16 protein-coding genes are annotated in these 22,729 nt (G+C 67.4%); 7 read left to right on the forward strand and 9 right to left on the reverse strand.

What is annotated here, in order from left to right; genetic code table 11:
• Positions 1-19: 19 nt before the first annotated feature.
• Together SYV04_RS24550 and SYV04_RS24555 are read left to right on the forward strand one after the other, a co-directional pair.
• The gene (locus tag SYV04_RS24550) at positions 20-1,651 is read left to right on the forward strand and encodes a Na+/H+ antiporter (RefSeq protein WP_321548305.1); all 1,632 of its coding nucleotides are present in this window, start codon (positions 20-22) and stop codon (positions 1,649-1,651) included.
• A gap of 26 nt (positions 1,652-1,677) precedes the next feature.
• On the forward strand, positions 1,678-2,370 hold the full coding sequence (locus SYV04_RS24555; RefSeq protein WP_321548306.1) for a RibD family protein: 693 nt from the start codon (positions 1,678-1,680) through the stop codon (positions 2,368-2,370).
• Positions 2,371-2,431: 61 nt separating this feature from the next.
• Here the strand turns inward: SYV04_RS24555 and SYV04_RS24560 are convergent, their stop codons facing one another.
• Complete coding sequence (locus SYV04_RS24560; RefSeq protein WP_321548307.1) at positions 2,432-3,688, reverse strand: M20 metallopeptidase family protein; 1,257 nt, start codon at positions 3,686-3,688, stop codon at positions 2,432-2,434.
• Positions 3,685-4,362, reverse strand: a complete 678-nt coding sequence (locus SYV04_RS24565; RefSeq protein ID WP_321548308.1) for a TetR/AcrR family transcriptional regulator — start codon at positions 4,360-4,362, stop codon at positions 3,685-3,687. Before SYV04_RS24565 ends, SYV04_RS24560 begins: the two co-directional genes overlap by 4 nt.
• A gap of 426 nt (positions 4,363-4,788) precedes the next feature.
• Between SYV04_RS24565 and SYV04_RS24570 the strand changes: the two genes are divergently transcribed.
• Entirely contained in the window at positions 4,789-5,922 is a 1,134-nt protein-coding gene (locus SYV04_RS24570; protein WP_321548309.1) for a P-loop NTPase family protein, read from the forward strand.
• A gap of 14 nt (positions 5,923-5,936) precedes the next feature.
• On the opposite strand, the gene SYV04_RS24575 is transcribed toward SYV04_RS24570, so the two are convergent.
• Both SYV04_RS24575 and SYV04_RS24580 read right to left on the reverse strand, forming a co-directional pair.
• Entirely contained in the window at positions 5,937-8,708 is a 2,772-nt protein-coding gene (locus SYV04_RS24575) for a PKD domain-containing protein (RefSeq protein ID WP_321548310.1), read from the reverse strand.
• A gap of 21 nt (positions 8,709-8,729) precedes the next feature.
• Positions 8,730-10,160, reverse strand: coding sequence for a hypothetical protein (locus tag SYV04_RS24580; RefSeq protein ID WP_321548311.1), 1,431 nt, complete (start codon positions 10,158-10,160; stop codon positions 8,730-8,732).
• 119 nt (positions 10,161-10,279) lie between these two features.
• Between SYV04_RS24580 and SYV04_RS24585 the strand changes: the two genes are divergently transcribed.
• Complete coding sequence (locus tag SYV04_RS24585) at positions 10,280-11,077, forward strand: alpha/beta fold hydrolase (RefSeq protein ID WP_321548312.1); 798 nt, start codon at positions 10,280-10,282, stop codon at positions 11,075-11,077.
• 33 nt (positions 11,078-11,110) lie between these two features.
• On the opposite strand, the gene SYV04_RS24590 is transcribed toward SYV04_RS24585, so the two are convergent.
• On the reverse strand, positions 11,111-12,007 hold the full coding sequence (locus SYV04_RS24590) for a Rossmann-fold NAD(P)-binding domain-containing protein (protein ID WP_321548313.1): 897 nt from the start codon (positions 12,005-12,007) through the stop codon (positions 11,111-11,113).
• Between the two features lie 5 nt (positions 12,008-12,012).
• Positions 12,013-12,924 carry an NmrA family NAD(P)-binding protein gene (locus SYV04_RS24595; protein WP_321548314.1) on the reverse strand — a complete coding sequence of 304 codons (912 nt, stop codon included), beginning with the start codon at positions 12,922-12,924 and terminating at the stop codon, positions 12,013-12,015.
• Between the two features lie 150 nt (positions 12,925-13,074).
• Between SYV04_RS24595 and SYV04_RS24600 the strand changes: the two genes are divergently transcribed.
• From SYV04_RS24600 to SYV04_RS24610, 3 genes are all read left to right on the forward strand, one after another.
• Entirely contained in the window at positions 13,075-13,686 is a 612-nt protein-coding gene (locus SYV04_RS24600; RefSeq protein ID WP_321548315.1) for a TetR/AcrR family transcriptional regulator, read from the forward strand.
• A 230-nt stretch (positions 13,687-13,916) separates the two neighbouring features.
• Entirely contained in the window at positions 13,917-14,870 is a 954-nt protein-coding gene (locus SYV04_RS24605; protein WP_321548316.1) for a DUF3142 domain-containing protein, read from the forward strand.
• Complete coding sequence (locus tag SYV04_RS24610; RefSeq protein ID WP_321548317.1) at positions 14,857-16,869, forward strand: hypothetical protein; 2,013 nt, start codon at positions 14,857-14,859, stop codon at positions 16,867-16,869. Before SYV04_RS24605 ends, SYV04_RS24610 begins: the two co-directional genes overlap by 14 nt.
• Positions 16,870-16,896: 27 nt before the next feature.
• Here SYV04_RS24610 and SYV04_RS24615 read toward each other — a convergent pair whose 3' ends face one another.
• Genes SYV04_RS24615 through SYV04_RS24625 form a run of 3 tightly spaced genes read right to left on the reverse strand, consistent with a single transcriptional unit; the run spans position 16,897 to position 22,491 of the window.
• Complete coding sequence (locus tag SYV04_RS24615) at positions 16,897-17,703, reverse strand: tetratricopeptide repeat protein (RefSeq protein WP_321548318.1); 807 nt, start codon at positions 17,701-17,703, stop codon at positions 16,897-16,899.
• Positions 17,700-19,481, reverse strand: a complete 1,782-nt coding sequence (locus SYV04_RS24620; RefSeq protein ID WP_321548319.1) for a protein kinase domain-containing protein — start codon at positions 19,479-19,481, stop codon at positions 17,700-17,702. The genes SYV04_RS24615 and SYV04_RS24620 overlap by 4 nt, the downstream gene beginning before the upstream one ends.
• 10 nt (positions 19,482-19,491) lie before the next feature.
• Complete coding sequence (locus tag SYV04_RS24625) at positions 19,492-22,491, reverse strand: Kelch repeat-containing protein (protein WP_321548320.1); 3,000 nt, start codon at positions 22,489-22,491, stop codon at positions 19,492-19,494.
• Between the last annotated feature and the right edge of the window lie 238 nt (positions 22,492-22,729).

Here is a 22,729-nt window from a genome sequence, read left to right on the forward strand (position 1 = left end):
TCAGGAGTTCGCGACCCGCATGCACGTCTTTGAGATCATCATCGCGTTGTTGCTCGTCGGCGCGGGCCTCACCGCGCTGTCCCGACGCCTCGGGACTCCTTATCCAGCGTTGGTGGCGCTCGCCGGCGCCGGCCTGGCGCTCGTTCCTGGCACGCCAACGCTTGTCCTGGATCCCGAGCTCGCGCTCACGCTGTTCGTCGCGCCGGTGCTGCTGGACGCCGCGTTCGATAGCTCTCCGCGTGACCTCCGGGCGAACTGGCGGACCGTCACGGGCCTCGCCATCGGCGCCGTGGTGCTCACCATCGTCGTCGTCGCGGTGGTGGCCCGCCTGCTCGTACCCGACATGCCCTGGGCCGTCGCGGTCGCGCTCGGCGCGATCGTCGCGCCCCCGGACGCGGCGGCCGCGACCGCTGTACTCAAGCAGCTCCGTCCGCCGCATCGCCTCCTCGTCATCCTCGAGGGCGAGAGTCTCTTCAATGATGCGAGCGCGCTGCTGATCTACCGTCTCGCCGTCGGGGCCGCGCTCGCGGGGACGCTGTCGCTGGCGGGTGTGATCCCGATGCTCTTCGTCGTCACCGTGGGCAGCGTGGTGCTCGGGTTCGTGCTGTCGCGGCTGATCGTTCTGCTGACCGCGCGGATGCACGACGTCGCCATCGCGGTCGTCGTTCAGTTCTGCGGGACGTTCGCGGTTTGGATTCTCGCGGAGCGGCTCCACCTCTCCGGCATCCTGACCGTGGTCGTCTTCGCGATGGCGACCGCTCGCCGCGTCGCGGACGTGACCCCGGCGCGTCTCCGGATCCCGTCGTACGCGGTCTGGGAGTTCGCGGTGTTCGTGTTGAACGTGCTCGCCTTCATCCTCGTCGGGTTCCAGCTGAAGGCGATCCTCAGCCGGCTCGATTCACTGACGCTCATCGAGTACTCCGGTGTCGCGGCCGCGGTGTGCGTCGCGACGATCCTCGCGCGGATCGCATGGGTGTCGGGCGCAGCGGCCTTCAGTCGCTGGCGGTGTCGTCCGGCGCAGGACGGCACGACGGGGAAGCGGGACACGGTGGCCCTGTCGAATCGCGCCGCGGCGGTCGTCGGATGGTGCGGCATGCGAGGGATCGTGACGCTCGCCACGGCTCTCGCGCTTCCGACCGGCGGGTCCGACGGGCCCGCGTTTCCCTATCGCGATCTGGTCCTGTTCACCGCGTTCGCCGTCGTGCTCGGGACACTCGTCGTCCAGGGCATGACGCTGCGTCCACTCATCAACGTGCTCGAACTCGAGGATGACGGCTCGGTGGAGCGCGAGGTGCGACTCGCCCGGGTCGAGACGTTGCGCGCCGCGCTCTTGGCCACGGCCGAGCTGCCTGGCGAGGAGATGTCGGAACTGCTGCGTCGCCGCTACGAGGTCATGCTGCGGCGCGCCGAAGCGGAGCTGGCCAGCAACGGCAGCGCGCCTCATGGGGCGCCAGCGAGTGACGGTCACACGTTCAACGTCGACGCGGACTTCGTGCGCAAGGCCACCTCGGCCGAGCGGCAGCGGCTCCTCTCGCTGCGGGCGGACGGCACCATCGGCGATGCGGCCTTCCAGCGCGTCGAGCAGGAGCTCGACTTGGAGGAGTTGGATTTGCAGCAGCTCGCTCCCGGCGCCGATGCCGGGAGGGCTTAGGACTCGAGTTCAGGAGGAGGCAGCAGATGAATGGGGCGAGGCGGCCGTACGTGATTTGCCACATGGTTCCCTCCGTCGATGGGAGGATCGACGTCACGCGCTGGAAGCTCCCGCCCAGTGCCCTGGCCGAGTACGAGCGCACGGCCCAGACCTTCGACGCCGATGCGTGGATGATCGGCCGGATCTCCATGGAGCCCTACGCCGGGAAGGCCAGGGTTCCAACGCGCAAGACGCCGGGGCCGATTTCGAGGACGGACTTCATCGCGAGGAGCGATGCGGAGTCCTACGCCATCGCGCTGGACCCCTCCGGCAAGCTCACCTGGAAGTCGAACTCCATCGATGAGGAGCACGTGATTACGGTCCTCACCGAGCAGGTCTCGGACGACTACCTGGCCTTCCTTCAATCCAAGGGTGTCTCCTACCTGTTTGGCGGCAAGACGGAGTTGAACCTGAAGAGGGTGCTCGAGAAGCTCCGGAAGGAGTTCGGCATCAAGAAGCTGCTCCTCGAGGGAGGCGGGAAGATCAACGGCTCGTTCCTGGCCGCGGGCCTCATCGATGAGCTGAGCGTGCTGGTGGCACCCATCGCGGATGGTTCCATCGGCACCCCGTCGCTCTTCGATGCGAGAGAGGGAAAAGGGCCCACTCGCCACCTCAAGCTGATCTCCTTCGAGAAGCGCACAGGTGACCTGCTTTGGCTGCGCTACAAGCTGAAGCGCTGACGTCCAGGCCCTGCTTCGCCAGGGACACCCTCAGCTGGCTTGGGCTGAGACAACCGGGGAATCAGCTCTGGGACAGCCGCTGCCACAGCACGGAGCTCATGGCCTTGGTTCCGATGAGGATCGACTCTTCGTCGGCATCGAAGTCAGGGAAGTGCGGAGCGCCGAGGATGCCGCGCGCGGGATTCGCCACGCCGAGAAGGAACATCGTCCCGGGGAGCTGTTGGAGGAAGAGCGCGAAGTCCTCACCGGAGTAGATGTGCGTCGCGTGGAGGGTGAGCACGTTGCCTTCGCCGACGGCTTCCGCGAGCGTGGGCGCGGCCCCGGCCGTGACCTGAGGATCGCTCGACATGCTGGGAAACGGCGCATCACGGAACGAGAGCTGATAGCCCGTGGCACCGAGCTCGCGTTCCACGGCCTCCTTCACGGACTGGCGCAGCTGCGGGTACATGGAATCCGAGGACGCCTTCACCGTTCCGCGAACGAGGAAGCGTGTGGGAACGTCCGAAGGTGAGATCTTCACATTCATGTAGATGGCCGTGGAATACGGCCCGCCCGGCTTCTGGATGTCGGCGAGATAGGGCGCTACCTGCTCGGCCTGCTTGAGGGGCGCGACCGTGCCGAACTCCGAGAGGCGCGCCTGGAGACGTTGGGCGACCGCCGAGGTGGCATGCTCGCCGGTGAGCTCGAGCGTGAACTGGTCGAGCCCCGCGAAGACCGCGCCCTGGGCAACAGTGCCTACCCGGAACGGGAAGGAGTGGAGGGCGTAGATGACATCCGGGCGCGGATCGACGAGCGCGCCGTCGCGGATCATCGCTTGAGCGCCCTGGATGTTCTCCTCGGCCGGCTGGAACAGGAACACAGCGGTCCCTGGCATCTGCTCCCGGAGAGAGGACAGGATGCTCGCCACGCCAATACCGATGGCGGTGTGCAGATCATGCCCGCACACATGCTGAACGCCGGGAACCGTGGAGCCGTACTCACGCCCGGGCGGTTCCTGGCCGACGACGGCGTCCATGTCCGCACGGTAGGCGACAACCGGGCCCGGGCGGCCGCCGCGGAGGATGCCGACCACCCCATGCCCTCCGATGCCCGTGCGCACCTCGAGCCCCAGCGCCGTCAGGCGCTCCGCAACCACGCCGGCGGTCCGGCGCTCGGTGCCAGAGAGCTCGGGGTGGCGGTGGAGATCGCGGCGGATGGAGATCAACTCTGGCTGCAGGGCCGTGGCCTTCTCCGTGATGGTCGCCAGGGGCGATTCCTGGGGAGCGGGCGTCTTTCCACACGAGGTCAGCAGGAGCGCTGCCAGGACGAGTCGTTTCATGAGGTTCCTCTTCGGGTGACAGGTGGGGGATTCGAGGCGCGGAACGTCCGGCGGACTCTTCGGAGGGTTGCGAGGCTGCCGCCAGAGCCTCGAAACAGCGTCTCGAGCATGGGACCGATGAGTCGGCTCAGCCGGCGGTCCGGGTCGGGTTGGGTGGAGAACTCGAAGGCGATGACGCCGTGGATGGCCGCGAAGAAGACGTGGGGGAGCGTCTTCGGATCGCCTCGGAGCAGGCCCGCGCGGATGGCCGCGGCGAAGCAGGTGGAGGCCGTCCTCCAGGCGCGCTCGCGGCGGGTCGCGAGGTACACGTCGTGCTCCTCCTCCTGCGTCACGTCGAACATCAGCCGGTAGAGCGCTGACTGGCTCGTGGCGAAGTGGATCAGCGCGAGCGTGAGCCGCAGGAGCCGCTCAAGAAGATCGTCGACTCCGACGATGGCGCTCTCCAACTCCGCCGCCAGCGCCTCGAAGCCACTTCCGCGGAGCGTGGCCAGGAGCTCTCCCTTGCCGCCCGGGAAGTATCGGTAGAGCGCCATGGGAGACATTTCGAGTTCCTGGGCGACAGCACGAAGGCTGACGGACTCGACACCGTGGCGAGTGAAGAGAACGAACGCAGCCCGCAGGGCACGCTCGCGCTGTTGCTGCACGGCTTCTGGGGACAGGGGAGGACGCGCCATGGGGCGAAGGGGCGATACGGGCCGGCGAGGGAACGTAAAATGTACGCCGTACAGTAAACACCAGTTCCATGCGCTTGTGTCACTCGCTCCGCGAGAAATGGCGGAGGCCCGTCGTGGAAGGGTGCTCCGGCTGCCTCACCCGTGTGGCTGCCTGCCCTCGCGGACGTCTCCCGGAGGAGGCAGCAGGGGGCTTCCCGCGGGCGCGGCCGATGGCGCGGGCACCGCTACCGGACGTCGAGGGAATGCCACGCGTGGCGCAGTACGCGTTGGCGAAGTTCTGGCACTCCCCGTAGGCCACCGCGCCGGCCGTCGTCGTGTACCAGTTCGGCTGGCTGCTGGTGCATTTGAACGTACACTTCCGTGCGCCCGCGTTCCACCCTTCACAGAGCGCGGACTCCATCATGCGCCCTTCTGGAGGAGCCCTGAGTGTCGTCCCCCCTCATGACCGAAGATGAAGTCGAGAACCTCTCCCAGGCCACCGCGGACGCGCTAGCGAAGGTCGACTTCGACATCACGCGTTGGAAGGAGGCGGGAGCCATCAGCCCCGGGGTGGTGGCGCTGCTCTACGCCTGGTTCTCCAACGAGGTGTATCGCAATGGCATCTCGGGCTGGGTGGGCAATGGCTACACCCGGCATGGCGAGCATCGCGTGCTCGCGGCCCTCACCCGCATGCACGCCGCTCTCGATCCGGACATGGCGTCGGTGCTGCTGGAGACCTTCCAGCAGGTCGAGCGCTGCAACGGGGAGCCCGGCGCCTTGCCGCGCCACCTCGATGCGCTGCTATGGGAGCGTCCCCTTCGGCGGGTCGGGTTTGGCCTGGCGGTGGCGGCGCGCTGGGATGCCGACGCCGATCCGTTCCAGCTCACGCCCCAGTGGGACCCGCCGCGTCCGACGCTGGCTCCGGTGGAGGGGCCGGTGCGCTACCCGGGCGTAGCCGTGGGCCTCACCGAGCGCGGCGCGCACCTCGACGTCCGGATGGAGAACTTCGACACCTTCGATTTCCTGAATGTCCAGGGGGCCGTCGTCCGGGGGCTGTGGCGAGCCGGAGCCACGGACGCGGAGCTGGAGCGCTTCCTCCGCGAGACGGACGACGATCGCAAGCACGTGGGGGAGGTCTGCGCGCGCTGGGTCAGCTTCGACGGCGATGGCGGCGACGCCGCCCGCTTCCAGCGCATCCGCGATGTGCTGTATCCGCCCGATCCGTTCCTCTCCTGGTTCCCCGAGGTGAAGGGCTGGCACGGGCTCTTCAGCCTGCCGAAGGACTTCATCGAGCGGGTCGAAAAGGGGCTGAAGGGCACGAACTATCACCGGCTGGAGCAGCCCGCGGCCGAGCTGAGGGATGCGGTCCGGGCCGCGCTCCGCTGGGACCCGGACGCCATCGGCGTGCTTCAGGGAGAGACCCTCTCTCCCGCCGATGCGGACGTCCTCGAGCTGCTGGTCAATGCCGCCCTGACGGGCCATCGGGTGATCGTCTTCGGCCTGAGCGACGCGGCGAGGCAGGCCCTTCAAGCCCAGGCCTCGCGGTTTCAGGAGGTGGTGCAGGTGGCTTCCCTGGCCTGAGCCGCGCCCAACACTCAGTACAGGAGCAGCTTCCCGGCGCGGAAGAAGCACACCCGCGTCTCGTCCTGCGCGTCCACGGTGGCATCGATCTCCGCTGAGTCCACCTGGCTCAGATCATCCGTGCGCGACCAGTAGTCGTTCGTGCCACGCCGAACCACCTCCAGCTCGCCTCCGTGCGTGAAGGCGAGGCGAGGGTTACCTCCCGCATCCGCGGCGACGGCGAGCTCCGAGAGGGAGAAGGCCTCCACGAGGGATGTGCTCACCGTGCTGGCGCTGAAGGGGGTGCGGAGCGTCACCCGGTGCAGTCCGCTGGCGAAGAGCAGCATCGGGCCCGTGGACGTCCAGGCGGTGGAGACTCGCGCACTGCCCAGGAATTCAGGCAGCGTCAGCGCCTCCGCCGAGCCCGTGCTCTTCCAGGCACCCAGGAAGTTGCCACCGTATGGGATGTAGAGCGTGCCGCTCGGGCTGAAGACGGCATCCCCGAGGGGCTGTTGGTGACTGGTGGCGGTGGTGGGGAAGGAGACCCGCGCGGAGGACCAGGCAGCGGCACCCGTGCGGTAGGCAACGGCCGTTCGCCAGACCGTCCCGACGTCGGTCACGGAGCCGTACCAGCCATAGACGACGGTAGGCCGGTTGCCGTTGGAGGGATCCAGGGCAATGGAGACCCAGGTGCTCGGCTCAACGGGCGTCGCGGCGGAGTCCACGCGCTCGCGGATCCACGTGTTCCCGGAGCGCGTGGCGTACCAGAGCCCCTTGCCGCTCATCAGGTACACCAGGTGGGGCGTCCCATCCGCGGCAACGGTCATCGCCAGGGACTCCAGGACCATGCCGCCCGTGTTGAACCCCATGCCATCCACCTGTTCCATCGCCCAGGTGGTGCCCGTGCGCGTGCCGTACCACAGCGAGGGATGCGTCACTCCACGGAAGGCCAGGTGCGCCACCGCGCCACGCATCTCCAACTGGCACGCCGAGCCGAAGAACTCGGGGCCCTCGGCCACCACCTCGGGAACTCGGACGTAGGGTGTCACCGTGACGGTGCGCGTGGCCGTTGCCGTCAGCCCGTCATTGTCCGTCACCTCCAGGGTCACGGTGTACGTGCCAGGGGCGGCATAGGTGTGCGAGGCCTGGGGGGCCGTGCCGTCCATGGGCGTCGTCGCATCGCCGAAGTCGAAGCGGTAGCGGTTGACGGTGCCATCCGGATCGCTGGAGGTGGCCCCATCGAAGGTGGCGACGCGGCGCGCCTCCGCCTGGGCGGGCCCCGTGAGCCGCGCTACGGGAGGCAGCTTCACCTGCGCCGGGTCGATGATGAGTTGGATGCTGGCGCTGGCCATCCGGCCTCCGGAGTCCGCGGCCGTCAGGGTGAGCTGGTGCGTGCCCGCTTCCAGCGAGCTCACGTCCAGCGAGGGGCCGTGGCCGAGCTGCCCTCCGAGGCTCGATTGCCAGGTCAGGCTGTTGCCGGTGAGCACGCCGTCCTCGGGATCCTGGCCGGTGCCTCGCAGGGCCACCACGGCGCCCACGGTGAAGTGTGAGCCGTTGGCCGGAGAGGTGATCTGCACGGTGGGCGGGTCGTTCGTGGGGAGGACCTCCACGCGGATGCGCGCGGCGCCCTCGGTGCCGCTCGAGTCCCTGGCGGTGAAGAAGATCTCATGGGAGCCGGCCGACAACCCCGGCACGGTGAGCGGGCTGCCCGTCCCCAATGCGCCCGCGAGGCTGGAGGACCAGCGCAGCGCCGCGCCCGACAGGGTGCCGTCCTCCGCGTCCGTGGCCGTGCCCTCCAGGGTGAGGGGCGTGCCCGCGAAGAGCGTGAAGCCATTGACGGGGCGGGTGATGGTGACCGAGGGCGCCGTCTGTCCCTGCACGGTGACCGTGACGAGCACGGAGGCGCTCGCGGTGGCGCCCAGCGAGTCGGTGGCCGTGAGCGTCAGGGCATGCACGCCGGCCGAGAGCACCACCCCCGTCACCTGTCGGCCCGTGCCCAGGGTGCCATCCTTGCTGGAGGTCCACGCCAGCGCGCTGTCGGCCAGCGTGCCATCCTCCGCATCCGTGGCGCTCCCTTCCAAGGTGATGGCCTGGGTGGTGAAGAAGCGCGAGCCCTCCGTGGGCTGGGTGAGGGTGACGACCGGCTTCTGGTTCGTCCCTGGGGGGACGACGGTCACCGTCACGCTCGCGTAGCCGGCCTGTCCTCCCGGATCCACGGCGCTCAACAGCAAGCGGTGGACTCCTCGGGCCGCACCGGTGAAGGACAGCTGCGTCCCGGTGCCGATGATGCCTCCGCTGTCGGAGCTCCAGGTGAGCGCCGCACCTGACAGCGCTCCGGTCTCCGGATCCACGGCCTTGCCTTTCAACGGAATGGGCGTGCCCTCCTCGAAGGTGGCCCCCGCGGTGGGCGACTCGATGGTGGCCACCGGCGGTTGGTCCTCGACGATGACGGTGACGGAGAGCTGCGCACGCGCCTGCTTGCCTCCGGAGTCGGTGACATCCAGGCTGAGCCGGTGCTCTCCCCCGGAGAGGCGGACGCTCAGGGGACTGCCAGTGCCCAGCGGGCCGTCGAGGCTCGAGGACCAGCGCAGGGCGGTGCCGCTCAGGGGGCCGTCTTCCGGATCAGTGGCCGAGCCTGTCAGCTCGTGCGGCCCGGCTCCCAGCAGCGTGGCTCCGTCCGTGGGCGACAGGATGCTGGCGGAGGGCGCGGCGTTCTCGGGGGGAGGCGGCGGGGGTGGCTGGGACTTGTCACCCCCACAGGCCGCCAGCGCCACGAGCGCGAGCATCAGAAGGATGCGTAAGGACATAGGTTGGCTCCACGTCTGGCTCTACTGGAACATCACCTTCGAGCCGGACTTGAAGCAGTAGTGGACGACGCTCGTCGTAGGGCGCTGCGCCAGGGAGATGCGCGTGCTGGGGCTCGCGGTCCCGAGGCTCGTATAGGTCCAGTAGTTGTTGGCGTTGGGGATGACCATCTCCAGGGAGTTCCCATGGAGGTGGAGTTCCTGGGGCTTGCCCCCCACGAGGATCAGATCGCCCACCTGGGTCTCGGTTGCCTCGATATTGCTGGTGGAGAAGGAAGCCACAGGCTGCGTGGTGCCGGGAGTGATGTCCAACAGGTTGCGTCCCGTGCGCAGCAGTAGGTGTCCCGACCCCGTCCTCACCATGGACGTGTAGGTTGTCTCGAAGGACGGGAGGAGCTCATAGCCAACAGGGGTCGTAGCCGGCTTCCAGGTTCCGAACGCATTGATCCCGTAGGGGATGTAGAGCTTCCCCGTGGGATCAAAGGCGATCTCCCCTGAGGGGAATTGATGGCCGCTGGTGGGGACCGGGAACAGGACCGGGGAGACGTTCCAGGTATTTGCGCCCGTCCGGTAGGCCACGACGGTCCGCCAATTGCTGTTGCCATCCCCGGAATAGACGATCGTGGGGCGGTTCCCCTGGGACGGATCCAAGGCGATGGCGACAGGAGAGCCGTAGGGGTAGAGCGGGTACGCACCGGCATCGACACGCTCACGGGTCCACGTGGTTCCCGAGAGCGTGGCGTACCACACGCTCTTGCCGCCTATCATGTAGACGATGTGCGGCCTGCCCGTGGCGTCCACCGCCAACGCCATGGGTTCCATCACGATACCGCCCGTGTTGAAGCCCATGCCGTCCACCAGTTGGGTCGTCCACGTGGAACCGTTCCAGAAGCCGTACCAGATCGAAGGGTGGGTCTCGTTGAAGTAGATGAGGTGCCCGTTCCCGGCGGAGTCGAAGGCCAGGTCACAGGTACTTCCCGTCTCGTCGTTGGACGTATCCACGGCCACGGGGGCGAGCAGGCCGCTGGCCCAGGCGCCTTCGGACTGGCTCGAGGCCTCGGCGGAGACGCGGTACTGGAAGGTCTCGGTGAGCTGCTGGCCCGCGTCCGTCTCCGCCGTGAGGGTGAGCGTGGCGGTGCCGGCCCGAGGCAGCGTCCAGGTGGCCTCCATGCCCTGCGTCTCCAGCGTCCCTCCGCTGGCGCTCCAGAGCACGGACCTCACGTCCGAGCGCGAGGAGACGGCGCGGAAGCGCTCCACCGTGCGCTCCAGATAGGGCCCCTGGTTCTCACGCTTGAGGCTGAACGCGGTCGCGCGCGGCAGGGTGGGAAACGGCACGTCCGTGGAGGGATTGATGGACGGGTGGGAGGGCACGGACGACCCAGGCTCGCCGCAGGCCACCAGGGCGAGAGGGAAGAACAGGCCCAGGAGTCGTGCCTTCGAGAAAAGCGATGCCATGAGGGAGCCCCTTTGGGAAAACAGAACCCGCTTAGCGAAGAGGAGAGACTCTCGTCAATGGAGGGTGATTATCTTTCCCCGCCGTTCAAGCCTGTCACCTCACCCAAGACACCCATCTCATGCCCACTCCCTGGAAGAAGCTGCTGCGTCTGGTCTGCGTGTTCTCCCTTCTGGCCTCGGGTCTCACCGGTTGTGCCAGATCTCATACCTATGTGCTGGTCCACGGCGCCTTCTCCGACAGCACCGCGTGGGGCAGGGTCACCCCGCTCCTGGAGAAGGAGGGCCACAAGGTGGTGACGTTGGACCTGCCCGCGCATGGCAAGGACACCACGCCAGCGGAGCAGGCCAGCCTGCAGGGTTACACCGACCGCGTGCTCCAGACCATCGACGCGCAGCAGGAGCCGGTCATCCTCGTAGGCCACAGCATGGGCGGTACGGTGATCAGCCAGGTGGCGGAGCAGCGCCCCGACAAGGTGTCCAAGCTGGTGTACCTGGCGGCCTTCTTGCTGCCCAACGGCAAGTCCCTCATGGATCTGTCCCAGCAGGACACGGAGGCTCGTCTCGGGCCCTACCTGGTCCCTTCCGAGGATGGCAAGACGCTCACCCTCAAGCCCGGGGCGCTGGAGGCTGCCTTCTGCCAGGACTGCTCCGTCGAGGACGCGCAGATGCTGAACGCGGCGCTCCCTCCCCCCGAGCCCGTGGCTCCGGTGAGCACGCCTGTCACTGTCACCGAGGCCAACTGGGGCCGTGTGCCGCGCTTCTACATCGAGACGACGAAGGATCTGGCCATCGGCCCTGCCCAGCAGAAGCGCCTCTACACGGAGTTGCCCGTGAAGCGCGTCTTCACCCTGGAGAGCGGCCACATGCCCTTGATCACCCACCCCGAGGAGCTGGCCAGGCACCTGCTGTCGCTGTAGCCAGTGCCAGCTACATCGGGGGCAGGCCCGTAATCAGTGATTAGAAACGCGAACGTTTGCCCGCGCCACCAACGCCTCCGAGTCCGCAAGGAATGCACGGACGTGGTCGTCCGTGAGCTTGGCTGAAGGCAGGATCGCATCACCTTTCTTGTCGAACATGGCGCCGCTGTGTCCTTCGAGGTCCGGCGACACGAGCAGCGGTGTCACGGTCTCAGCGTAGGTCTCGGCGCTCGGTGCCAGGAGTCCGATCATCCACTCGATGAAACGGAAGCGAAGCGAGCCTTCGCCGAGGAAGTTGCTGCGGATGTTGGTCTTGATGAGGCCAGGGTTCAGGCCGAAGAAGCTTGCGTTCGCGTAGCGCTTCGCTGAGTCGATGACGAGCATCTCGTTGCCTGCGACGGTGTTCATATGTACCGCCATGCCGCTGTAGGACTTCTCAGCGTTGAGGTCGCCGAGCGAGCCCGCCTGACCAGTGCCCGGATACCCCATGATGAACACGCGCGGCTTCATGGGAGCTGCCGACCGGTGCTTCCCGAGACGTGGAGCCATGCCGCGCACCAGCACCAACCTGCTCAGGTAGCTGACCGCCATGTCACGCTCGAGGCCCTCGGCGGTCTCCTGGCGCGTGGGCGCGGCGAAGATGCCGGTGGTGAGGACGACGAGGTCCAGTGTCTCCGCGGGCAATGCTGCGGCGACACGCTGCGCTTCGCTCATCAGACTGAGGTCTTCCTGGAGGAACTCGATGCCCGGCACACCGGAATCGCGGAAGGTTTGCCCGACGACCGTCACGCTCGCACCGCGCGAGGCCAGGAGGTGACTGATCGCACGCCCAAGGCCGCCGGTTCCGCCAACAACCGCGACCTTCAACCCCTTGAGGTCGAGGCCCGCGGCGTCGACACGGCGCCATACGAGGTTCTTGTCTCGCTTCATGACGGCTAGAGCCTTTCTCCCACGACGTACTCGCGCACCGTGGTCGGCTTGATGGACGGGTACCGGTCGTTCATGAGCTCATCGAGCTTGCCTTCGCCGTTGAGAATGGACCGGTAGTACATGAGCGGCAGGTAGGAGAGGAAATCAGCGGGGTTTGCCTTCTTCAGGTGCTCGATGCGTGCATCCAGGTCTTCGAGCGAGCCCAGCCGTTCGACACGCAGCTTCTTCCCCGAGCCCAGCTCGTAGGCGCGGACGAGACCTTCGAAGTCGAGAACGTCACCCGCGACGGAGAAAACGCGCGGAACGGGCCGTTCGTCGACGGCGACCTCCGCGGTGTACCGCGCCGTGTCCGCGTAGGTGGTCCAGTCCATCGGCTGTTTTCCGTCGCCCCAGACGTAGGCCGTCTGCTTCTCGACGTCGATGACTCGAATGAAGCCGAACAACACGCCCCGATCGAGGAATCCGCCGTTCAGCACGTGGACGACCTCGACCTTGCCGCGCTCGGCGTCCGCGGCCAACGCGAACTGGCGCCGCATCTCGGAGGTGGGGATGTGGCCCGGCTTCACCTTGAAGAGGTCGAGAGAGTAGTCGGAGGGGATGAACCTGTTGACTCCGGCGTCCCGCGCCGCGCGCAAGAGGTGCATCTGGCCGTCGATGATGACCTCGGGTCCACCCTGAACCGCGGAGATGACGGTCGAAGCGCCCTGGCAGAGCGAGTCCAGCGCGGCACGGAACTCCGGGCCAAGCGCGCCTTCGACTACCTGGACACCTCGCTTTTCGAGGTCAGCGACCTTCTGACGGCTTCCCGGACGGACGAGCACCCTGAGCCGCACGTCCGGTCTGTCGAGCACCGCATGACCGATCAACGTTCCCAGGTGGCCCGTGCCGCCCACCAACACGATTGTCTGCTGAGTCATCATTCCCTCGCTCAGATGGTGTTCGCGGGTGCGAGCGCGGCAAGACGGTGTCGCCACCCATGAAGTACGCTGCGTCCGGTACCCGGATTAGTTTCTTTCCAGAAAGAAATAAAACTCCCCCTGTCGGCTGTCAAGGCCGCGAGCATTGCCATGGGAAGACCGAAGGAAGTCACGGACGAGCAGATCGTCGTCGCTGCGCGGCGCTGTTTCCTCAAGCGCGGCGCGGGCGTATCAGCTGCCGACATTGCACGTGAGCTCGGTGTGAGCCACACGACGTTGTTCAACCGCTTCGGCTCGAAGGAGGGGCTGATGATCGCCGCCCTTGGGCCGCCCGCGGAGGTTCCCTGGGTGGCTGCGCTCGACGCTGGGCCTGACGAGCGCCCGATCCGCGAGCAGCTCGTTGAACACGCGAAGGTGATGTCCGCCTACTTTCAGGACCTGCAGGCAGGGCTCGGGGTGTTGCAGGCCGCTGGCATCGAGCCAGGAAAGGCCTACGGCGGGCGCAAGGGCGAGTCGGCACCGGTACAGGCGTTCCGTGCGCTCGTTGAGTGGCTGCGGCGTGCTCAGAGCCAGGGACGCCTCTCCAAGTGCGATGTCGAAACCCTGGCCTCGACGCTCCTTGGCGCGCTGCATGGCTGGGCGTTCACCGCGCGCGTCTGCGGCGAATCGACTGCCTCCGCGGCCGGCGAGCGCTATGTCGAGCGCTTCATCGAGCTGCTCTGGGACGGAATTGGAGTAAGCGTTCGCCGCGCCTCGTCGTGACGGGCTCCAGCCAGTCCATGGCCGTGGGCCCGCTTGACACTCACAGGCGCTTGTCGGGAAGTTGCCGCATGGCCTCGATTCCCGGCGTCTGGCGTGCCTTGGCAGGGCTCGTGCTCTGCCTCGCTTGCTCGCGCGCGAGTCCGCCACCGCCCCCAATGCTCCGCCACGAAGCCTATGTCTGGCAGCGGGCCTGGAGCCCGGAACTCGCGCAGGCATTGAGCCAGGCTCCCGTGGAACTGGGAGCCCTGCGCGTGCTGGCGCGGGAGCTGACAGGGCCGGCGCGCACGCCGGTGGAGGTACGGGTGGACACGGAGGCCCTCGCCCGCAGCGGCCGAGAGGTGGTGGCCGTCATGCGAGTGGACGGCACGGCGCCGCTCGAAGAGCTCTCGCTCCTTGAGACCGCCGCGATGGCGCGAGCCTGGCGTGCGCAAGGGGTCCGCGTGCGCGGTGTCGAGGTGGACCATGACTGCGCCACCGCATCCCTGGAGGCGTATGCCCACTGGCTGGAGCGCGAGAAGAGAGCCCTGGGAGATGACCTCACGCTGTCCATGACGGCACTGCCCACTTGGGCCTCCTCGCCCGCGGTGACCCGCCTGGCCTCGGTGCCGACAGAGCTCGTCCTCCAGGTACACGCGGTGCGCGCTCCCTCGCTCTTCTCGCCCGACGAGGCGCGGGGCTTCATCGAGACCTGGGCCCGCGCCACCGGCCGCCCTTTTCGCGTCGCCCTGCCCACCTACCGCGTTCGCCTGAGAACGGGGCAACAGCTGGCTGCCCAGCCGCGGCATGTGGCGGAGCTGCTCGCGGGACTGCGCGAGCGTCCCGTGCCAGAGGTAGTGGGAATCGTCTGGTTCCGGCTCGGTCACCGAGGCGATCCCGAGTCCTGGAGTCTGCCCACGCTCGCGGCGGTGGTGCGTGGTGAGCCGCTGGTACCCGGGCTGGTCCCGCGCCTGGTCGAGGCGGGCAATGGCACGCTGGACATCGTCCTGGAGAACCCAGGCCCTGTGGATGCGGACGCACCCGCGCACCTCACCCTCTCTGGCCGGCTCGAGGTGCTGGACGGGGTGGGCGGATACGCCGCACAAGGGGATTCACTCGTGGCGCGCACGCCCCCGCACTTGCGCGTGGGAGAGCGCCGGGTGATTGGCTTCGTGCGGGGAACCGAGGTGACACTTGCTGGGCCGTAGCGTGGTGCTCTGTTTTGGGTTGCTGGCCGTGCTCGTGCCCGTGCGGCGAGCGCGGGCCTGTGGTCCGGATTTTCCTCCCATCCTGCTGGACGACCGCGGTGGCACACTGCGGGGATTACCCGAGGGGACCTTCGCCGACGAGATGACCCGGCTGGTGCCCAAGCCTGGGGATGCCTTCCAGCTGATGGAGCTCGGCGAGGAACCGCCAGAGGCACGAACGGGGGGAGGGACGCGGGAGACGGAGCTGTATCAGGCCGGAGCGCGGGCTTTCAACGCGGGGAACCTGGCTCAGGCGCGGGCTCGCTTCCGCGAGGTGCTCGCATTGCCCGCGGGGGAGCGGCGGCGCTTTGGCCCCTTCGCCGCATTCATGCTGGGTCGGATGGCGCCGTCGCTCGAGGAGGCGCAGCGGTACTTCAACGAGGTGCGTGAGCTGGTGCGCCAGGGCAGCGACGATCCGCTGGGCCTGGCGGTGGCGAGCCTGGGAGAGGAAGGGCGGGCGCTGCTGCGCGAGGGCAAGGACGTGGAGGCCGCGCGGCGCTACGCGGAGCAGGCCAGCTACGGGAGCCAGATCGGGGCGCTCTCGTTGCTGAGGGTGGCGCGGGCGCTGGCGCGAGACGAGGTGCGGCTGAAGCGGGCGCTGCAGGATCCGCTGGGGCAGCGCCTGCTCACCACCTATGTGTGGACGCGCAAGCAGGACACCTGGTGGGACGAGAGCGATGAGCGGCAGCGACCGATGCCGGGCCTGCTGGACGCGCTGGCCGAGTTGCCCGAGGTGGCCGGAGCCGACAGGCTGGCGGCGGCGGCGTGGCGAGCGGGTCGCTTCGATCTGGCCGAGCGCTTCGCCGGCAAGCAGCAGTCGCCCCTGGACACCTGGGTGCGGGCGAAGCTGAAGCTGCGCCAGGGCAACCAGGCGGAGGCAGACCGACTTATGGCGGAGGCCGCCGCGCAGTTCACTCCCACGGAAGGGTGGCTCAACTCCTTCAATGGCATGCCGTACACGTTGTATCCGAGCCAGCGCCTGGAAGCCGAGCAAGGCGTGCTCGCATTGTCACAGGGCCACTTCATGGAGGCTGCCGAGCACCTGCTGGCGAGCTGCTCCTGGCCGGACCTTGCCTACGTGACCGAGCGTGTCCTGACGCTCGAGGAGTTGCAGCGCTTCGTGGCCTCCCACAGCACCGTGAAGCCGTGCCCGACGGAGAACCCGTGGAGCGAGGCGGACATCAGAACCCAGCTGCGGGAGCTGCTCGGGCGCCGCCTGTTGCGCGGCGGGAAGGGCAGGGAGGCCTTGCCGTTCTTCCAAGGCACGCCGATGGAGGCGCAGGCCCGCGCGTACGTGGAGGCACTGGAGCGAGGGAGGACCCCGGGGGGGGATGCCACCGAGCGGGCTCGGGCGCTCTACGCGGCGGCTCTGTTCGCGCGCCACTCGGGCCTGGAGCTGCTGGCCACCGAGGTCGCTCCGGACTGGGCATGGGTGGGCGCGGATTATGATCTCGATGATGAGGACGTGAAGCCCATTCCCGGGGACGCAGCGAGCCCTGAGGCCGCGCAGCAGGCGTTGAACGAGACGAAAGCGCTCACGACGCAGGAAGAGGCTCAACGGTACATCGCCCATGCGCCCGCGCACCCTGTTCGCTTCCAATACCGCTCCACGGCGGCGGATCTGGCGGAAGAGGCCGCGGCTCTGGTGCCTCCGCGCAGCCAGGCGTACGCGGCGCTGCTGTGCCAGGCCGCGCGCTTCAGCTCGCGCAGTGAGCCGGAGCGGACCGCCCGGCTGTGGAAGACGTACATCCAGAAGGGAGCGCTGCTGCAGGAGGCATGGGCGTTCGGTCAGCAATGCCCCGAGCCTGACTTCGCGCGGCTCGCGGGCTGGCAGGAGTCTCGACCTGCGCGCAAGCAGCACTGGCGCAAGCGAACGCTGGCGGTTGTGACGGGGGTGGTGCTGCTGCCCGTGGTGGCGGTGGGCTTCCTGCTTCTGCGCCGCAGACGGGCAAAGTCCTGACATCAGGAGGGGCGGACAGGCACCCGTTCACTTCAGTCGCAAGTCGAAGCCAAGGCCTGCTTGGACCGTTACCGCGAAGCGATGACGGTCGGCGCGGTGGGTGAAGAAGTAATCAGCCCCCAAGTCCAACACCGCCGTGAGGCCTGCGGGCAGCGCGACGCGTCCTCCAGCTACTGGCCCCACGCCATAGCTGTCGAGCCCGGGCACCATGACGGCTCTCAGTCCCAGGAAGGGTCTCCAGTCTCCACGGCCTGGTAGGACGCCTCCTTGGAGATGGAAGGTCGGCGGATTGCCAATCAAAACCCGCACACTCCCTTCTAGTGACTCGCGCCGAACGGAGGCGCCCGCGCCCACGGTCCACACGCGCCCCACGGCTTCAAAGAGGCCAAGTGCTTCCGGTCTCAGATAGAGATGGGCGGGAGGAGGGATGCGCTGAAGCGCCTCTTCTCGCGCTCTCTGAAGCGCGGCCTCTCTCTCCGCGAACGTGCGCTCGGCTTCGACTTGCTGGCGGATGACCTCGGCAAGTGCCACCAGCTCTGGCGGAAAGCGCACGGGGTCCACCTGCTGCTCGGGATGCGTACGTGCGAGGACTTCCAACTGCTTACGGGCTTCTTCGACCTGCCCCAAGGCATGCAGCGAGGCGGCCAGGTAGACGCGCGAGAGCGCTGGATCTCCAGGGGAGCGCGAGGCTTCGGCCAGCTCCTGCTCGAGGAGCCGGATCGCCGCCTCGTACTCTCCGTTCTCGTAGAGCTGGATCCCCGTCATTTGCGCCCAGGCGAGCCCGGGCACGAGCAGGAGCCCCAAGAGCAGGAGCGTGGCAGGGTGGAGCGTCATCGCGGGAAGCCTTGCCCGCTGGCGCTGAATTCCGCCTGATGCGTCAGGGATTCACCAGGAGGGATGACGACCGTCCGCCGGTAGTGGGGGAAGGCCGGGTGGCGGAGCTCGAGCTCATGCTCACCCTCCGTCAGGGTGTAGTCATGCAAGGGAGGCACACGCCCAAGCTTCTTCCCATCCACCCAGACATCCGCCCAGGCGCCCTTCACCACGACATGCAGGGTGCCCGTGGCGGCTCTCGCCACGAGCGGCTCGGCGAGAGCGGTGGGCGGCTGAGCGGAAACGATGGACAAGGGCGCAGGCTGCTTGGGCATGCGTGTCTTCCTCCTCGCTGGGAGGGGCTCGGGCCCTCTGGAGCTGACGGCCGACGTGAGCACGGGCTCAAGAGTTGGAGGAGAGGGCAGAACCTGGCTGGGCGCGTGGATCGTCAGCTCGGAGTTAAGGGAGCTCGCAACAGGGGGGACCGGAGGCTGCTGGGCTGCGGCAGTCGCTGGGCTGGTAACCTCCAGAGTCGCCTGTGTGGACGCGCGATCCATGCTCATGCGTACCCCCAACAGCACCGCCAGCACGCTGACTGGCGCTGCGCTCCACTTCAACCAGGGGCCGAGCCTGGGAGGCCGGTGGAGCATCGCAGCCTCGGGTTCTGGCACGGCCGAGGCGGGCTGCAGGGTCTCCGTTGGAGCCTGAGCAGGCGCGGCATCCGAGAAAGGCATGACCACGGAGCTGGAGCGGGAGCGCCGCATCTCCGAGAGGCTGGAGCTCTCCTGCTGCTGGAGCAGGGCCCTGAGTTCGCATGCGACCGCGGAGGCAGAGGCTGGACGTTGGTGGGGATCCTTGGCGAGCAATCGAAGGACGAGGGTGTCGACCTCGGCAGGCAGCGCTACGAACGAAGAGGGCAGGGGGGGCGGGCTCTTCAGGTGATGGGCGACGACCTCCATGTGCGAGCGACCCAGGAAGGGCCGCCTACCGGTCAGCAGCTCGAACGCGATGATTCCCACCGCGTACAGATCGGTCCGAGGGCCTACCTCATCGCCGAGTGCCTGCTCCGGAGCCATGTACTGGGGAGTGCCAACAATGACATCCGAGCGCGTTTGCGGCGTGGTGCCCTCGGGCGTGGCGCTGCGCTTGGCCAGCCCGAAGTCCAACACCTTGAGGGTCTCGGCACCGTTGGACTGCCGCGCGACGAAGATGTTGCTGGGCTTGAGGTCCCGATGGGTGACCCCCATGGCATGTGCGGCCGAGAGGGCATCGAGCACCTCGCACAGCAGGGCGAATGTCTCGGTGAGCGATAGGGGGGCGCGCTTGGCGATGAGCTCGCTGAGAGGGCGGCCCTCGAGGTACTCCATGACGAGGTACTGACCAACGCCCGGCTGCTCGCCAAAACCGAAGATGTCGATGATGCCGCGGTGTTGGATGGCGCTGGCGGCTCGGGCCTCGGCCAGCAGGCCGCGAGCGTGAGGGCCCTTGTTCACCTCGTCGCGGATGAGCTTGATGGCCGCCTTGCGACCGATGGTGACGTGCTCGCCCTCGTAGACGATGCCCATGCCGCCGCTGCCGATGTACCGGCGCACCACGTAGTCGCCGAGCTGCTGACCCAGCAGTGCATCCGCCCTCCCGAGCGAGGTGCTTGGGGAGGCAGCCACGTCGGGCAGGATCGTCTGGGTGGGCTGCTCGGCTTCTAAGGGAGGCCCGGGGGGAACCTCCTGGGGGCACGCGCGCAGCTCGGGCGCTGGTCCGTGGCCGTGAAGGTCGCCGAAGCGGGAGGGGGGTAAGCGCATGGGACATGACTCAGGATCGCCGGCGCGAGCGCCACTGCAGCAGCCCAAACAGCAGGAGCGCCCAGAGCCAGGTTGCCTGCCAGGAGGGTGGGCTGGCAGTGCAGCCCATTCCGTAATAGCTGCGCAGGGCGATCGTGAAAGACACCTCGGGGGATGTGTCGCTGGTGTTGCCAGCCAGATCGGTGGCCGTGATCGAAAGACTGTGTGTGCTCCACGTGAGCGACGGGGAGGCAAGTTCCCATGCTCCGCTGTCGGTTGCCTGGGTCTCGCCGATTTCGACGCCGTCGACAGAGACCCTTACGGTGCTGCCAGGATCGGCGGTGCCGGAGAAGATGGGCTGGTTCGTGAAGAACTCCTGGTCCGGCGCTGGCACGAGGAGCTCAGGGTGTTCTGGGCCCACGGTATCGACTGTCCAGGAATACGTGCTGGGGTCGGGATCCACATTGCCAGCCCTGTCGATGGCCCTCACCTGGAAGGTGTGCTGACCATCCTCCAAGGAGGAGTAGTGGAAGGGCGGCGCGCAGGCGGTGAAGGCAGCGCCATCCAGACTGCACTCGAAAGACGCACCTTGCTCCGAGGAGAACGAGAGGCCGGCGGTCGTGTCACGGGTATAGCTCGAGGGTGTCGAAGCCAGCTCGAGTTCGGTCTTGGGCGATGTGCGGTCCACCGTCCAGCGATACGTGGCAGGAGAGGGGTCCCTGTTGCCCGCGATGTCCCGCGTGCGCACCTCGAAGGTGTGCTCACCCTCTGAGAGGGAGGAGTAATTCAGGGGGTTGGAGCAGAGAGTAAAACCCTGCTCTTGTGAGTCCTGCCCGTCCCGCCTGCACTCGAAGCTGCCGCGATCCACGGCGTCGGACGTGAACGTGAACGCAGCCGTCGTGGCTTGAGTCACCAACGAGGGAGTCGACTGGAGCTCTAGGGATGTGTCCGGAGGGGTGGTGTTGCTCACCACGAGCATCTGGGTGGAGGTCAGCCCGCGCGTGCTGAGCGTCAGCAGATACGTCCCGCTCGGCAGGGAGGGCAGGGTCGCCCTCAGCGAAGTATTCGAGGAGTCATACCCGCTCAGCGCCACCCAGTGGGGATATTCGATCGAGCGTAAGGACAGCAATGGGTAGTCAATGGGGGAAGACGGTTGCTGGTCGGTGCCGGTCTCGGTTCCGTGGCGGAAGCGCTTGCCCCGCACGGTGAGGGGGGTGCCAGGCTCCAGGTGGAGAGGACTCACGTCGGTGACGACGGGAGGCCACGCGTCCGCTCCTGGCTGAGCCTCCGTGTACAGCTCGGTGGAGGAGAAGGAGGTGGATGGGTTGCTCTGCCCGCCCACTACGAGGACCTGGCCACTCAGCAGCAAGGTGGCGGTATGCCTGCCACGGGGCTCCGCCAGTGCGCTTGTGGAGGCCCATAGCCCCGTCGCCGGATTGAAGACCTCGGCGGAGGCGAGATAACCGGAGCTGTTGTATCCACCCACCACGAGGACTTTGCCGCCGGGCAGCAGGGTGGCGGCGTGAGAGGTGCGGGTCTGTACCAGAGGACCCGTGGGAACCCAGACGCCGGTGGACGGGTCGTATATTTCGGCGCTGCTGCCGGCGGATGATCCTGCCACCACCAGGACTTTGCCACTCGGCAACCGAGTCGCGGTGTGGCCGAAGCGGCCGCGCGTCAGGAACCCTGTGGGGGACCAGGTTCCAGTCACGGGATCGTATACCTCGGCGGTGGTGAGACTCGATGAGCCTCCCACTACGAGGACCCTGCCATCCGAGAGGAGAGTGGCGGTGTGCAGGGATCGCCCGCGCGTCGGGGAACCTGTGGAGGACCAGGTTCCAGTGACCGGATCGTACACCTCGGCGGTGGCGGCGCCACTGCTTGGTGAGCCTCCTACGACGAGGACTCTGCCGTCGAGCAGCAGTGTGGCCGTCTGTTGAGAGCGCGCCTGTGCCATAGGACCTGTGGAGGACCAGGTTCCAGTGACGGGATCGTACACCTCGGCAGTGCGCCTCGATGAACCTCCCACGACGAGAACCTTGCCGTCCAGGAGCAGCGTGGCCGTGGGGTAATAGGAAGAGAGGCCTAGAGGAAGAGAACCTAGGGCGGACCAAGTTCCAGTGACGGGATCGTACACCTCGGCGGGGAGCTTCGATGATCCTCCCACCACGAGGAGCTTGCCGTCGGAGAGCAGTGTGGCGGCGTGAGCGGCGCGGGTCTGTATTAGAGGTCTTGTGGGAGCCCAAACTCCGATGACGTGATCGTAGACCTCGGAGGAGCCACTGGTGACCCCGCCCACCACGAGGACCTGACCGTTGTGGAGCAACGCGGCAGCGTGGCGGACGCGGCGTTCTTCCAGAGTACCCGTGGGGGACCAGACTCCAGTGGCCGGATCATAGATCTCAGTAGTGGCGGTACTCCAGGCGCCGCCCACGACGAGGACCCTGCCGTCCGTAAGCAATGTGGCGGTGTGACTCGCACGGCGCTGTACCGGAGAACCTGTGAAGGACCAGACTCCGGTTGTCGGGTCATAGACCTCGGCGGTGGGTTCGCTTCGGTTGTTGCCCACGACAAGGACCTTCCCATCGGGTAGCAGGGTTGCGGTGTGGTAGTCGTGAGGCTGTTTCGGAGAGCTGGTCAGGGTCCAGGTTCTGGTGGATGGGTCGTACAACTCGGCGGTGGAGCTTTCTTGGTAGCCGCCCACGACGAGGACCTTGCCGTCCGTGAGCAATGTGGCCGTGTGATACGAACGGCGATGTACCGGAGAACCTGCGGGAGACCAGACTCCGGTCTCTGGGTCGTACAGCTCGGCGGTGGCAGCGACGTTGCTCGGTAAGCCTCCTACGACGAGGACTTTTCCGTCGGGGAGCAGCGTGGCGGTGTGTCCGTAGCGCCCCTGCGAGAGAGGACCTGTGAAGGTCCAGACGTTGGCGGCCGGATCATACACCTCGACGGTGTTCCGGGGCTGGCTAGGAGGTTGTGTGTAGAGGCCGTTGTGACCGCCCACGACGAGGACCTTGCCGCTGGGCATCAGGGTTACGGTGGGGGCGGTGCGCCCCTGTGCCATGGGCGTGGCGAGAGCCCAAGAGCCGGTAGAGGGATCGTAGATCTCGGTGGTGTCTGAAGCATGGCTGTCCCCCAAGAGGAGGACTTTGCCATCTGGCAGAGGAATAATGGCGTGATCGAGGCGGGGCTTCGACGGTGAGCCTGTCAGCTTCCATCCTGGAACGAAGTTAGCGGTGCTTGGGGCATCCAAGCCTTGACGGTCA

The organism is Hyalangium ruber (genome assembly GCF_034259325.1).
GTDB lineage: Bacteria > Myxococcota > Myxococcia > Myxococcales > Myxococcaceae > Hyalangium_A > Hyalangium_A rubrum.

Bases quoted from the DNA above. Each gene is read 5' to 3' on its own strand.
- SYV04_RS24600 (WP_321548315.1), top strand. From the start codon at position 13,075: ATGGGAAGACCGAAGGAAGTCACGGACGAGCAGATCGTCGTCGCTGCG.
- SYV04_RS24580 (WP_321548311.1), bottom strand. From the start codon at position 10,160: ATGGCATCGCTTTTCTCGAAGGCACGACTCCTGGGCCTGTTCTTCCCT.
- SYV04_RS24565 (WP_321548308.1), bottom strand. From the start codon at position 4,362: ATGGCGCGTCCTCCCCTGTCCCCAGAAGCCGTGCAGCAACAGCGCGAG.
- SYV04_RS24595 (WP_321548314.1), bottom strand. From the start codon at position 12,924: ATGACTCAGCAGACAATCGTGTTGGTGGGCGGCACGGGCCACCTGGGA.
- SYV04_RS24620 (WP_321548319.1), bottom strand. From the start codon at position 19,481: ATGCGCTTACCCCCCTCCCGCTTCGGCGACCTTCACGGCCACGGACCA.
- SYV04_RS24625 (WP_321548320.1), bottom strand. From the start codon at position 22,491: ATGCCCAGCGGCAAGGTCCTCGTCGTGGGCGGTCACAACGGCCTCTAC.
- SYV04_RS24585 (WP_321548312.1), top strand. From the start codon at position 10,280: ATGCCCACTCCCTGGAAGAAGCTGCTGCGTCTGGTCTGCGTGTTCTCC.
- SYV04_RS24560 (WP_321548307.1), bottom strand. From the start codon at position 3,688: ATGAAACGACTCGTCCTGGCAGCGCTCCTGCTGACCTCGTGTGGAAAG.
- SYV04_RS24590 (WP_321548313.1), bottom strand. From the start codon at position 12,007: ATGAAGCGAGACAAGAACCTCGTATGGCGCCGTGTCGACGCCGCGGGC.
- SYV04_RS24615 (WP_321548318.1), bottom strand. From the start codon at position 17,703: ATGACGCTCCACCCTGCCACGCTCCTGCTCTTGGGGCTCCTGCTCGTG.
- SYV04_RS24550 (WP_321548305.1), top strand. From the start codon at position 20: ATGCACGTCTTTGAGATCATCATCGCGTTGTTGCTCGTCGGCGCGGGC.
- SYV04_RS24575 (WP_321548310.1), bottom strand. From the start codon at position 8,708: ATGTCCTTACGCATCCTTCTGATGCTCGCGCTCGTGGCGCTGGCGGCC.
- SYV04_RS24555 (WP_321548306.1), top strand. From the start codon at position 1,678: ATGAATGGGGCGAGGCGGCCGTACGTGATTTGCCACATGGTTCCCTCC.